Source organism: Rhodococcus sp. UYP9 (assembly GCF_040547235.1).
Taxonomy (GTDB): Bacteria; Actinomycetota; Actinomycetes; order Mycobacteriales; family Mycobacteriaceae; genus Rhodococcoides.
In genome coordinates this window covers 723,734-736,095 of record NZ_JBEPPH010000001.1, presented here as the reverse complement: position 1 = coordinate 736,095, position 12,362 = coordinate 723,734, and the positions used below count along the sequence as shown (strand labels likewise).

9 protein-coding genes and 1 tRNA gene are annotated in these 12,362 nt (G+C 63.2%); 3 read left to right on the top strand and 7 right to left on the bottom strand.

Going from position 1 to position 12,362, the window contains the following annotated elements:
• Positions 1–16 precede the first annotated feature (16 nt).
• Positions 17–1,216 (top strand): PucR family transcriptional regulator, encoded by a 1,200-nt coding sequence (locus tag ABIB36_RS03455; protein WP_354559163.1) that lies wholly within the window; start codon positions 17–19, stop codon positions 1,214–1,216.
• Here ABIB36_RS03455 and ABIB36_RS03450 read toward each other — a convergent pair.
• The 7 genes from ABIB36_RS03450 to ABIB36_RS03420 all read right to left on the bottom strand — a co-directional run bounded on the left by ABIB36_RS03450 (position 1,179) and on the right by ABIB36_RS03420 (position 10,134).
• Entirely contained in the window at positions 1,179–2,156 is a 978-nt protein-coding gene (locus ABIB36_RS03450) for an esterase/lipase family protein (protein WP_354559162.1), read from the bottom strand. The two genes, ABIB36_RS03455 and ABIB36_RS03450, sit on opposite strands and share 38 nt — an antisense overlap.
• A gap of 109 nt (positions 2,157–2,265) precedes the next feature.
• Positions 2,266–3,138, bottom strand: coding sequence for a glycoside hydrolase family 16 protein (locus ABIB36_RS03445; RefSeq protein ID WP_354559161.1), 873 nt, complete (start codon positions 3,136–3,138; stop codon positions 2,266–2,268).
• A gap of 204 nt (positions 3,139–3,342) precedes the next feature.
• A tRNA-Gly gene (locus ABIB36_RS03440) sits at positions 3,343–3,413 on the bottom strand.
• Positions 3,414–3,463: 50 nt separating this feature from the next.
• Positions 3,464–5,227, bottom strand: coding sequence for a putative bifunctional diguanylate cyclase/phosphodiesterase (locus tag ABIB36_RS03435; RefSeq protein WP_354559160.1), 1,764 nt, complete (start codon positions 5,225–5,227; stop codon positions 3,464–3,466).
• Between the two features lie 126 nt (positions 5,228–5,353).
• Complete coding sequence (locus tag ABIB36_RS03430) at positions 5,354–7,186, bottom strand: putative bifunctional diguanylate cyclase/phosphodiesterase (protein ID WP_354559159.1); 1,833 nt, start codon at positions 7,184–7,186, stop codon at positions 5,354–5,356.
• A gap of 72 nt (positions 7,187–7,258) precedes the next feature.
• The gene (locus tag ABIB36_RS03425) at positions 7,259–9,382 is read right to left on the bottom strand and encodes an Rv1355c family protein (RefSeq protein ID WP_354559158.1); all 2,124 of its coding nucleotides are present in this window, start codon (positions 9,380–9,382) and stop codon (positions 7,259–7,261) included.
• Positions 9,379–10,134, bottom strand: a complete 756-nt coding sequence (locus tag ABIB36_RS03420) for a hypothetical protein (RefSeq protein WP_354559157.1) — start codon at positions 10,132–10,134, stop codon at positions 9,379–9,381. The genes ABIB36_RS03425 and ABIB36_RS03420 overlap by 4 nt, the downstream gene beginning before the upstream one ends.
• A 162-nt stretch (positions 10,135–10,296) precedes the next feature.
• On the opposite strand from ABIB36_RS03420, the gene dcd reads away from it, so the two are divergent.
• Both dcd and ABIB36_RS03410 read left to right on the top strand, forming a co-directional pair.
• A complete protein-coding gene (gene dcd, locus ABIB36_RS03415) occupies positions 10,297–10,875 on the top strand; it encodes a dCTP deaminase (RefSeq protein WP_084347344.1) in 579 nt (192 codons plus the stop codon).
• A gap of 27 nt (positions 10,876–10,902) precedes the next feature.
• Positions 10,903–12,351, top strand: a complete 1,449-nt coding sequence (locus tag ABIB36_RS03410) for a CYTH and CHAD domain-containing protein (protein WP_354559156.1) — start codon at positions 10,903–10,905, stop codon at positions 12,349–12,351.
• The last annotated feature ends 11 nt before the right edge of the window (positions 12,352–12,362 follow it).

The window sequence follows — 12,362 nt, the reverse complement described above, 5'->3', positions numbered from 1 at the left end:
GCGCTACGCTTCGACCATGGCAACCAGTACTCCGACCACTGTGCTCGCGTCGACCGACCTCGCTGCGCCACTCCTCGACTCGACGGAGATGCTGGCCGAGACGTTGGTCCACCGCATACTCGACGCCGAGCACGGATATCTCGAGGCCTCGCTGTTGACCGAGGACGAGTTGCGCAGTGCCTGCCGGGAGAATCTGCGCGCGATGATCGGTTGCCTGGCCGGTCACGGTGTACCGGATCTGTCTTCGGCACACGCGACGGGTCGGTTGAAGGCCGAGCAGGGTGTGCCGCTTGCCGCGCTGCTGCACGCGTTTCGGCTGGGTGGTCGACTCATTTGGGAAGAGTTGATGAATCGGTCCGACGGAGAACCCTCGCGAGCCCTGCTCGAGATGGCGGCGCAGGTATGGGCGCTCGTCGACGTCTGTTCCGACGCTGCCGCGGAGGCATACCGCTCGACGGTGGACACACTGTCCGAACAGGATGCGGAATCGCGCCGGCGACTGGTGCGGGCACTGTTCGGTGATCATGTCTCGAACCCGGCCGCCGTGGCCGACGCGGTGCGGACCTTCCGAATTCCCGATCGTGGATCGTTCGTCGTCGTCTCCGCGGACTCACGTGATGTCGAACTGTCGACGCGGGGCATCGGTGCGGTGTGGGACTCCGAAGTCGACGGCACTCTCGGCCTGCTGTTCGCGACTTCGGATGCTCTCCTCGACGAGGTTCTGTGCAGTATCGACAACGGCGGCACCGATGCGGCGATCGGGGTCAGTGCCGGATTCTCGTCACCGGCGGGAATGCCGATGGCCGTCGAGCAGGCCAGGTTGGCGCGGACCTGTGCGCGCGTGGACGGCAGTGCGCTGACGCGCTTCGATGCGGTTCCGGTTCCATTGATGCTGGCTCGGCATCCGGACAGTGCGCAGGCGGCTACCCGGCAGATCCTCGGTCGCCTGCTCGACCTTCCCGACGAGGAGCGGGAGAGCCTGCTGACGACCCTGGATGCGTGGTTCGGCTCCAAAGGGTCGACCAGTGAGGCGGCGTCGCGGTTGCATTATCACCGCAACACCGTGCTGTATCGCTTGCGGCGGATCGGCGAGCTGACCGGTCGGGACTTTCTCGACCCGATCCAGTGCTCGGAGCTGTACGTAGGTCTGCGTGCCTATCAGTTGTCGGCCGCGAATCTCAGCGGTGTTCCGGGAGTTGTTGGTTGCTCGCGATGACGACGTCGAGAATTCCGGCACCGAGTGGGACCGGACCGCAGGGTGCGACGATCCCGGCGGTCCGGTCGAGGGCAGCGAGGACGAGCCCGATGGCGGTCGGATCGTAGGTGAAGGTGAAGTGTGCGACGTTGTCCTGCGGGCAGACGTCCTGGATCACGATGTTGGTGGCACCGGGGTCCCGAAGCAGCGCATTGGTATAGGGCTGGATCGTCTCGTCGACTCGGGTGGCGATGTTGGTGTACTCGACGCCGGGGACGGTGTCGCCGCCGGCATTGAGTCGGTTCAGGAAGTCCGAACCCTGCAGTAGTTCGACGAGTGCCGGGCCGAACTCACCGGCGACGAGTGTTGTTCCACCCGGAACTGCTTGCAGTACAGGGGAGGTGCCGTACGCAGTGCCGCCGTAGGTAGGTGAGGCTATGCCGATCCACTTGTCCACCACGGCGTCCCCGCCTAGGCGGTTGGTGTAGTAACGGGTGACCGCGGCGCCCTGGGAGTAGCCGACGAGGTTTACCGACGTGGCACCAGTTTTCGTCAGCACCGATTCGGTGAACTCTTTCAATTGTTCTGCACTCCCGGCGATGTCGCTGAACCCGTAGCTCGTCCCGTCCGGTGACGCACCGTAGTTCAACGCGTACGCGCAGTACCCCGCCGTTTTCAGTACCGGCCCGAGACCGGCCCAGTCGGAGTACACCGTGGCGTCGGTTCCGTGGACCAGGATGACCGGTTCTGAATGCTGCGGTGTCGGAACACATTCGGGATCGTTGACGCCTGGGGGGACAGCGCCGGGGTTCTCCGCGGAGTATCTGATCGCATCAGCATGGTTCGATTGCCCGGGTCCCGGTGTCGTCGGGATCACCGGCGCAGCCGATGCGACTCCCATTCCCACTACGGAGCAGGCAACGCACACAGCGCTGAAGTTCAGCGCGAGAGAGAATTTCATGCCACACCTCGACCTTGGGGTACTTCCCTTCTAGATGCTATGCCCAATTGTGTGCCATGTCCCAGCGAGCGGTGCTGTGCGGTGGGATGGTTCACAAACGTGACCTCGGTCAGGAAATTCGGCTCGCTTTGATCCAGTCGACACTCATCGTCTGCGGGAACGGCGTCGAGGCGGGGACCTTACCTACCCAGTTGTTGCCGGCCGCCACGTTGAGAAGCACGTAGTGCGGGAAGGCGCCGGAGAACGGAGTCCAGTTGCCGCCCTTCGCTTCGTACTGGGCCTTGGTCAGCGAATACTTGGCCACCCCGTCGATGAACCAGGTGATCCTGTCGGTCAGCCAGTCGACGCGGTAGGTGTGAAAAGCGTCGGACAGCGGAGCGGTGTCGCCGCCGGCCTTGACGTCCACCGAAGAATTGCTGCGCGATGGACCATGAAGATTGAAAGACGGGCCATTGGTTCCCGGGATTTCTACGATGTCGATTTCACCCTGACGCGGCCAATCGTATTCATGTCCCGGTTCCAATCCCAATAACCAGAATGCCGGAAGCAATCCAGCGGCTCGTGGCATCTTTATGGATGCTTCTATTCGAACTGGCGGGGTTACGGATTGTTTTCCGAAGCTGACGACGCGTGCGCTCGTGATGTTGTCGGGTGCGCGCACCCCGTCGGGTGGATTCTCGCGGCGAGCGGTGATCTGCAGGGCGCCGTTGCTCATCGACGCATTGGACGTCGAGTTGGTGTAGTACTGCTGCTCGCCGGAACTTGCACCCCACCTGCCGGTTTGGAATGTCCACTTGCTGGCGTCGACGGCTCCGGTTCCGTTGAACGCGTCCTCCCACAGCACGCCACCTTGTACCGGTGGTGCGGGCGGGGGAGTGGTTGTGGTCGGAACCGGTGCAGTCGGGGTGGGAGTCGGGGTGGGGGCAGGGGGTGCCCCGGGTGTCCACATCAATGCGGACAACAACAATGCAATCCAGTTCATGCTCTATTCCTGTCATGGCAATTGTCGGGGGAAACAACAAGCACGTCAGAAGGTTTAGCACGAAGGACACGATATCAACGAGGTGAATGGGAAAACAGAAGAAATGCGTGATTCAGGGGATATCGTCCGTAGATATTTCGGACGGAAATCATGTTTATCGAGCCGAAATCAGGTTTTATCCTGTTTGGGGTGTTGTCGCAAATGAGCCGGTGACGGGAATCGAACCCGCCTCTCAACCTTGGGAAGGTCGCATTCTACCAATGAACTACACCGGCTTGGCGGCCCTGAGGCCACGCGGACACACTGTATCAGCCGCCGTCGGTAGTCAGAACTGGATGGTCCCGGCACGAAGGAGTTCGAGCGTCTCGGCCGCGGGAACCGGTCGGGAAATGAGGTACCCCTGCGCCCGTGTGCATCCGAGCGCGAGGAGGACATCGACCGCCGCGGTGGTCTCGACGCCTTCTGCGATGACATCGAGTCCGAAGGCGTCGGCGAGCCCGACGACGGATTCGACGATGGCGAGGTCGTTGGCGTCACCTGCTCCGAGGTCGGTGACGAAGGAGCGGTCGATCTTGAGTGCATCGACGTCGAGCTCCTTCAGATGTGACAGTGCGCTGTAACCGGTGCCGAAGTCGTCGATGGCGATGCGAACGCCGAGTTGGTGCAGCCCGTGGAGCGTCTTTCGAGTGCGGTCCACGTCGTTGACGACGGCGACCTCGGTAATCTCGAGGCACAATTGTGGGCCTTCGACCCCGTAGCGCCGAAGGACTGCCTCGACGGTTCCGGCGAAGTCGGGTTCGACGAGCTGGGCCGGGGAGACATTGACGCGTATGGAGATGTCGAGGGATGGTAACGTCGACCGCCATTCGGACAAGGTGCGGCACGCTGTGTCCAGTACCCACCTCCCCAATGCCGGTGCGAGGTTTGTCGCTTCGGCGACGGGGATGAAAGCGCTCGGCGGCAGGAGTCCGCGCACCGGGTGTTGCCATCGGACGAGAGCTTCCACCGCGGTGATCTTTCCGCTGCCGAGGTCGACTTCGGGTTGGTAGTACAGCACGAGGGCGTCGCCTTCGATCGCGTCACGCAGGTGCACTTCGACGTCGCTTCGCAGCTCGCTCTGTGCTCGCACCGATTCGGTGAAGTGTTCGATGTTGTCGGTACTGCCGATCTTCGCGATGAGCGCAGCCTGGTCCGCGCACCGTAGGGCACGTTCGGCAGTGATACGACCGGGCTGGGCCATCATGATGCCGATCCGGGCGCGCCGACGCAGATCGGCGAGAGGCATGTCGATCCCGTCGATTGCCTTCAGTATCGTTTGGGCCGCCAGGTCGGCGGTGCATTCATCTGTCGGGCCTGCGAGTACGACGACGAATTCGTCGCCCCCCAACCGGGCGATCACATCCTCGGCTCCGAGTTCTTCACGCACGATATCGGCGACGTCGCGGATGTATTCGTCGCCGGTCAGATGGCCGAGGAAGTCGTTCAACGACTTCAGCTGGTCGAGGTCGAGAAACAGCACTGCCACCGGGCCGCACCCCGGCTCCTCCAGGCGCGCGCTCAGGTGGTCCAACAGTGCTCTGCGGTTCGACATCCCGGTGAGATCGTCGTGCGTGGCGGCGAAGCGGGAACGGTTCTCCGCGTCCACTCGCGCTAGCAGCTGCGTCATCAGCGCAGCAACCGATCGCAGCGAGCTCAATTCGCAGTCGGTCCAAGCGCGCCCGGCAGCCTTGGCGAAGCCGAGGACCCCCACGTCGATGCCTCCGGTGACCAGTGGGATCACCACGAGCGGAACCCTCTCGGGCGCAAGACCATCGAGTTGTTCGGCAATGTCTTCCGTCGAGGACACTACGGTGACGTCTTTCATCGTTGCGGCGAGAGCGAGGATCGGGTCGGGACCGTCCCGGTGCGCGACCGTCGACGGGTCCGGGTAGGTGATTCCGATTCTCGGCGGCCATTCTGCGACGAGAATGCTTGTCCAGGTATCGATATCGGTCAGGCGTAGAAACGCGAAGTCGAGTTCCAGTTCGCAGGCCAGGCTGTGGAGGATCGATGGGTATGTCTCGTGGGCCGATTCGGCATCCACGCGCATGAGGGTAGTCGCGACGTCGGTTACGACGACATCGAGATCTCGACGTCGATTCAGTGCCCTCTCCTGCCTCCGGCCCCCCCGGCTAACGAGACCTTAACCCACTGTGCGCAATCGAGCCTGAGGTGGTCAGTGGATGCCTCCCCGTGCCAACATCTCGAGCATCTCCGCTTCGGGTACCGGCCGTGAGAACAGATAGCCCTGCGCCCGATCACAACCCACGGCCATCAATGCCGATTTCGCGGCCTCGGTCTCGACACCCTCGGCGAGCAGTTCGAGCCCGAACGCTGCGGCAAGGGTGGCGATGGCTCCGACGATCGCCTGGTCGTTGGCGTTGGAATCGAGATTTTTTACGAACTCGCCGTCGATTTTGAGGGCATCCAGCGGCAGTACCTTCAGGTGTGCGAGGGAGCTGAATCCGGTACCGAAGTCGTCGATCGCGATACCGACACCCAGCTCGCGAAGCATGGTCAGAATCTTGGCAGTCTGGCCAGTATCTTGCACGACAGCGTTTTCGGTGATCTCCAGGCACAATGTGGTCGGTGGAACAGAACCGTAGTCGAGCGCTTGCGCGACGATGGTGACGAACTCGGGGGCGAGGAGCTGCGCAGGTGAGACGTTCACGCGCATCGCGATGTCGAGCCCGGGGATGCGAGATGCCCAGTCGGAGTAGGCGCGCATGGCGTCGACGAGCACCCAGCGGCCCAGTCCGGTTGCGAGTTCCGAGGACTCCGCGATATCGATGAAGTCGCTCGGGGGAAGGAGGCCTCTGGTGGGGTGCTGCCAACGTACGAGTGCCTCGACGGCGGTGATGTCGCCGGTTCTGAGATCGACCTCGGGTTGGAAGTGCAGCACGAGATCGCCATTGGAAATGGCAGCGTGGAGATGGAGTTCGACGTCGTTACGCAGCGCAGTATGTGCGCGGATGACCGAATCGAACATGACGACACTGTTTCCGCCCCGGTGCTTGGCTACCAGCGCAGCCTGATCGGCGTTGGCGATGATGTCGTCGACGCGTTCCACTCCGGGCATTGCGGTGGTGACGCCGATACTGACGGTGCGGGTGATGTCGTCACCGGCCATCGTTACTCGCGTAGTGGCCACTGCATCGAGGACTCGTAGCGCGACGTTGTACGGCGACGTCGATTTGCCGTCGAGCATCGAGGGTTGCATGACGACCACGAACTCATCCCCACCCCATCTGGCGATGGTGGCTTCCGGCGCGAGGACCGCTCGGAGTGTGTCGGCCAGCGCGCGGAGGTATTCGTCGCCCGCCGAGTGTCCGTAGAAATCGTTGAGTGCTTTGAGTCGATCCAGATCGAGGAACAGCACGGCGACAGGTCCGGCGCCGGAGGAAAGGCGACGGAGTAGGTCATCGGTGAACCCTCTCCGGTTCGCCAGTCCGGTCAGTGCGTCGCTTTCGGCGGCGAGACGCAGTGATTCCTCGGCCAGGATGCGGGCGTGAACCTGCGTGAACATCGACGCAATGGCGACGAGTGCGTTGGTTTCGCCTTCGGACCACGCTCGGTCGCCGCTTTTGATGAGGCCGACCCATCCGATCGACTTCTCTTGGACGAGAGGAACTACCGCCATGGAGGTGACGGGATATCCGGAGGCTGCTTCGATCCGTTGGCGATAGTCCTCGTCGCCGACCGTAGGGCGGAACACTTTGGGGTGCACCAGATGCTCGCATGCGGCGAAGACCGGGTCGGCTTCGGCGAAATAAACGACGCCGAGTGGATCGGGTGCTGGCGCATCGGGCCTCGGAGGCCATTCGGCGATCATCACCGTCGATCGATTCCGGTAGTCGGTGTGGCGAAGGTATCCGGCGTGGACATCGAAGAACTCGACGAGTGTGCGTAGCACCCGGGTGTATGCGGTCGATACCGTAGACGCATCGACACCGATGAGGTCCGAGGCGACGTCGGTGACGAGCGCGTCGAGACTTCGTATGTCGCGCATTCCCATTCCCTCCCTGACCTCGAGATCAAGCCTCGAAATTTACCCTGGACAGGCCAGAGTGGACTGTACCGCCTAGTGCGTCACCTGCGCCGATGTTCGTCTTCTACTTCGAACAGCGCGGCCGTCGGTGTGGGACAAGCGCAGTACCAACGCAATCGATTCACCGTCTTCGATGCCGACCACCCGGTGGAATCGCGTTCGCAGTCGCGACAGTGCGTCGGCGTGGCGCGGGGACAGGGTGTCGAACTCCGCATCGGTGTGCGCGTAGATGAAGACCGGTGACGCCGGATGTACTGCCAGTCCGTGTGTCTGCGCCGTGATCCACACGCTCTGGGTGCCGGAGCCGCCACGGACGAAGTCGGCGGGGGCGTGGCCGGACGTCACGGTGACCGCGAGTGCTGAACTGGATTCGATGCGGTCGTGGCTGTCTTCGCCCAGCGCGACGCCGCCGTCCCAATCGCCCAACAGCGCCATGACATCGGATCTTCGAGATACATCGAGCTTCACCAGGTCGGTTGCATCGAGAGCCAGTGCGTCGACGTCGATTCCGGTGTCCGGATCATCCTGGCCCGGCCACCGCAGTTCGGAGATCATCTCGGAGTGGAGTTCAGCGGTGAGATATCGGATTCGATCCGATTCGGCGATGATCCCGGCGATCTCGGTGATGGCTGCACGGTCGGTGATAAGCGCCAAGCGAATTCCTTCTGCGTCGGCAGCGGCCTCGAGAGCGCCGACGGTGGCCGCGTCGATGTCGGCGGGGATTCCCAGATGCCGGTTGGTGGTTCGGGTCAACATGCCGTCGTAGTGCGCGGCCAGCTCGTTTTCGGTTGCGCTCGCGGCCAATTCGAGGGCGACCTCGACGGTGTCTCCAGTCGGTAGAATCGTGCTCTCGCCCAGTACGCCGAAGTGCGCGGCCGCGACGCGTGCGTTGTACAGCGCTGCACCGATGGCGACATGGCTGCCCCGGTAGGCAACATCGAGCCCGCTCGTACGAGTCCGATCGAGTGTCAGCCGAACGGAATCCGACGTGGTGGTGATGGTCCAGGGCTGGACATTTCCGCCGGACGGGGCCCGGGTGGCCGAGTGCGCGATCGCCTCGCTGGGCGTGTGCAACGCGGACGAATGCAGGTCGGGAAGTTCCTCGGACGAGGTGGTGGCACGGAAATGCGCGGCCCCGGTGGGGGTGACGAGCGCGTCGAGATGGTCGTCGATGTGGATTCGCACCCGCCCGGATTCGAGTCGCTGACCCAAGCCGAACCGACGGACCGCCCCGGCGACGGTGGCTCCGCCGAGAGCAACCTCGCTCCCCAACTGCGGCCAGGTGGTCGTCGTGCGGTCGACCTCGATCATCGACGCCGCCATCCGCGCCGACAGGTCGCCGGCGCCGAGAATGGCGAGGACGTACGGCACCTTGTCGTGCGTGGAGAGGTTCTCGAGGGATTTCGAATCGATGTCACCGAGAAGACCGTGGAACAGAGGCCGATCGGGCTCGAGATCGAATCTTTCGACGTCGAGCAGTCCGCGGTCGCTCGTTTCCATGATGACGGGGACTCGATGCTCACGCGCCTTCTCCCGAACGAGAACCTTCACATCGAGTGAATCGCACTCCTCGACAAGCAGGTCCAGTCCGTCGAGGAAGCTGTCGGCCGACTCTGCCGTCACACCGCGATCGTCGATGCTCACCGGGAGATACGGGTCGAGCTCGGCGATGCGTCTGGCTGCGACGACCGGCTTGCCGAGGCCCAGGTCGAGCAGCGTGGCCGGGATTCGGTTGAGGTTGGATAGTTCGAGCTTGTCGAAATCTGCCAGCCGCAGTGCCCCGCAGACCCCGTCGAGCGCGAGGGAATACGCGATAGCGTGCCCGACGCTCAGACCCACGATGCCGATCGTCAGCGTCGCCAATCGTTCCTGTTCTTCGGCGGTGATCTTGTTGCGGTTGCGGTCCAGTCGAAGTCGGCGAAAACCAACCGGTCCCAGCGTGGCGACGACGGTTCGGCGCCACGGGTAGTAGATCCACCGCATCGGTTCTTCGACGAGTTCGGTTGTCGGCTTCGGCGTCAACCGTGCGAGCCCGGCGCGCTGTTCGGCGAGTCGATCGAGGATCTCGATGCTCGGATCCGACCGCAGCCGGTCCAAGAGTTCGCGATCCTCGTGTCGAGTCTCGTCGAGAATGACGGCTTGCCAGGATGTGGTCATGATGTTGGTGCCTCCGTTGAGATGTGATGGGTGGGGAGCAGTTGCGCGACTGCACGTGCGATGTGTCGATAGAGGTTCACGGTCGTGTGCCGCGGAATCATGTGTTGGTCCCACCAGAGAACTCGTGTCCGGTAGCGATCGTCCGGGTAGGGCACGGCATCGATGTGGGCCGCCATCACCGCGCCCGAGTCGAGGTAGGGGCCCATTGCATGTTCCGCACTCGTGGCCAAGGTGAAACGGCTCCCGAGCGCGACGGCGGCCAGAGTTGCACCGATCGCCCCGAGGTATCCCGAGGTGCCCTGGCGAGGAGCGTCCTGGGCCGTCCAGACGCTTTTCATCTCGACGACTCCGTGCGGTAGGCGTTCGGCGACCATCCTGCGGAGCGCGGCGCGGCCGGTCGAACAGTCGGCCCACTCTCGTTCGGCGTGCGTGTGAGTGGGCTGGGTGTACGGCCCTTGTACACGGAGTCCGCCGTGAAGACGACCGGAATCGTCGACGGCGGCAAGAAACATGGTGGTCGAGGTGCCGTCGACGATCTCCTCGTACTCGAGTGCCTTCTCGACGCCGAAGTGCGTGTAGCTCGCCAGTGCTCCCTCGGTAAATGCGCGCCACAGCTCTGGCCGTGCTCGCGGCGTCGTTGCCAGCACGGTGCAGTTCAGATGGGTGTCGAAATAGCTCGAGTCGGTAGTCAGGGGTGTGCAGTGTTGCTTCTGCATGCTGATCTCAGGATCGAGAACGAAAATCGATTCCATCCGCATCCTTGTGTCGAAGTCTTGTTTTGAACCCGTCCGAAGTTGATCTTGCTCATTATCGGGGGTAACTACCGTTGCTTAGCAAGATAAAGTTCGCAAAGCGGTGTGTTCGACCGACGGCCACCGCCGAACTCAGGCGGTGGGCGCGATAGCCTGCGGGGTGTGCTGCTCTCCGACCGCGATATCCGTACCGAAGTGTCCACCGGCAACTTGGGGATCGAGCCGTTCGACGACTCGATGGTTCAACCGTCGAGCGTCGATGTACGCCTTGACAAGCTCTTCCGCGTGTTCAACAACACTCGATACACCCATATCGACCCGTCGAAGCAACAGGACGAGCTGACCACTTTGGTCGAACCCGCCGAGGGTGAGCCGTTCGTATTGCATCCCGGAGAATTCGTGCTCGGCTCGACGCTCGAGCTGACGACCTTTCCCGACTATCTGGCGGGACGGCTCGAAGGCAAGAGCTCGCTCGGTCGCCTCGGGTTGCTGACGCACTCGACGGCCGGATTCATCGACCCGGGTTTCAGCGGCCACATCACCCTGGAGCTGTCCAACGTGGCGAACCTCCCGATCACGCTCTGGCCCGGCATGAAAATCGGCCAGCTGTGCTTGTTCCGGTTGTCCAGTCCGGCCGAGCACCCGTACGGCAGTGCGACGACCGGTTCCAAGTACCAGGGGCAACGAGGCCCGACACCGTCGAAGGCGTACCTGAACTTCGTCCAGTCACCGGTCCACTGATCCGGCCTGTCCGGCACACTGACGGACATGGCTTCGATACAGACCGAGCGCGAGGACAAATACGACGCGACCTCGGACTTCGTACTTCCCTCGCTCACCGAACTGATCCCGAAGGGCGGAGCGATCGAGGTATCGGAGGTGGAGCTGATCAGCAGCTACTTCGATACACCCGATCTCGACCTACTCCGGCGCGGCATCACGTTGCGGCGTCGGCGCGGAGACACCGACACGGGCTGGCACGTGAAAGTCCCCGCCGACAAGGCACGCACCGAGATCCGGCTACCGCTCGGTAGTGGTGAAGACGCGCACGTCCCGGAAGAGCTTGCGAACATGCTGGTGGGCGTCGCCCTGGGGAAACCGTTGGTCCCCGTTGCCACCCTGACGTCGAGGCGTCGACGGCATGTATTCACTGCCTCGGACGGAACCGTTCTCGCCGAACTCGCCGACGATTCGGTCGGCGTCCAAGCAGAGGGCGTCCCCGATCACCGATGGCGTGAGTTGGAAGTGGAGTTGGGTGCGTCGGGGTCGGAAGCGACGCTGAAGCGTTTCGGTAAGGCGCTGCTCACCGCTGGGGCTCAGCGCGGCGCGCACCCGTCGAAGCTGCATCGCGCGTTGGCGGTGAATCTGGAGAAGACACAGGTGTCGGAGCTCGCGGTCCTGGTCGACTACCTCGACGAGCAGGCGCAGGCCATCTTCGCCGGCGATGTGTACCTGCGCCGGGGACTCGATCCGATCCATTCCACGCGCGTTGCGATTCGACGCTACCGGAGCACACTGCGTGTGTTCGGTGCCTTGTTCGACGAGGGCGTGGCTTCAGCTCTGGATTCCGAGTTAGCTTGGTATGGAGGACTTCTCGGTGAGGTCAGGGACAGGCAAGTGCTACGTGCACGCTTGTCCGACGCGGTGCACGAGCTGCCGCCGGAGCTGGTCCTGGGCCCGGTTGCCGCGCGCATCGAGAACGGTCTGTTGGCCGAACAGGTTCGCCACCGAGGCATCGTCTCGGCGGAGTTGGACGGGGACCGTTACCGGGCCCTGCTGACGAGTCTCGCCAACCTCTCGCGCGCATTCCCGGCAGCGGTCGGGGCCGAGGACGTCGACGCCGACGAACTCGATCGACTTGCGCGCAAGGCCGGACGTAAGGTGCGCAGGCGCGTCGCTGCAGCAGTGGCCGGGGGTGACGACGTGGAACTGCACGGGGCTCGCAAGGCAGGAAAACGTGCCAGGTATGCCGCCGAGTTGATCTTCCCGATCGTCGGGAAGAAGGACGCGACGGCTCGGATCGAGCGATACAAGGCGGTCCAGGAAGTGCTCGGCGAGCATCAGGACGCGGTCGTCGCTGCGCAGAAGCTGCTCGACCTCGGACGGAAGGCGGGGGTGACTCCGGGGGAGAACGGCTTCACCTTCGGTGTGCTCTATGCCCAGGAGGTCGCGGCGGCGGAGGCTGCTCGGGCCGAAGTGTCGAAAATTGATGTGTGAACAGCTAACGA

What these genes read in the sequence shown, in the direction of transcription:
- ABIB36_RS03420 (WP_354559157.1), bottom strand. Translation starts at nt 10,134, where the DNA reads ATGGAATCGATTTTCGTTCTCGATCCTGAGATCAGCATGCAGAAGCAA.
- ABIB36_RS03455 (WP_354559163.1), top strand. Translation starts at nt 17, where the DNA reads ATGGCAACCAGTACTCCGACCACTGTGCTCGCGTCGACCGACCTCGCT.
- ABIB36_RS03450 (WP_354559162.1), bottom strand. Translation starts at nt 2,156, where the DNA reads ATGAAATTCTCTCTCGCGCTGAACTTCAGCGCTGTGTGCGTTGCCTGC.
- ABIB36_RS03445 (WP_354559161.1), bottom strand. Translation starts at nt 3,138, where the DNA reads ATGAACTGGATTGCATTGTTGTTGTCCGCATTGATGTGGACACCCGGG.
- ABIB36_RS03425 (WP_354559158.1), bottom strand. Translation starts at nt 9,382, where the DNA reads ATGACCACATCCTGGCAAGCCGTCATTCTCGACGAGACTCGACACGAG.
- ABIB36_RS03435 (WP_354559160.1), bottom strand. Translation starts at nt 5,227, where the DNA reads ATGCGCGTGGATGCCGAATCGGCCCACGAGACATACCCATCGATCCTC.
- ABIB36_RS03430 (WP_354559159.1), bottom strand. Translation starts at nt 7,186, where the DNA reads ATGCGCGACATACGAAGTCTCGACGCGCTCGTCACCGACGTCGCCTCG.
- ABIB36_RS03410 (WP_354559156.1), top strand. Translation starts at nt 10,903, where the DNA reads ATGGCTTCGATACAGACCGAGCGCGAGGACAAATACGACGCGACCTCG.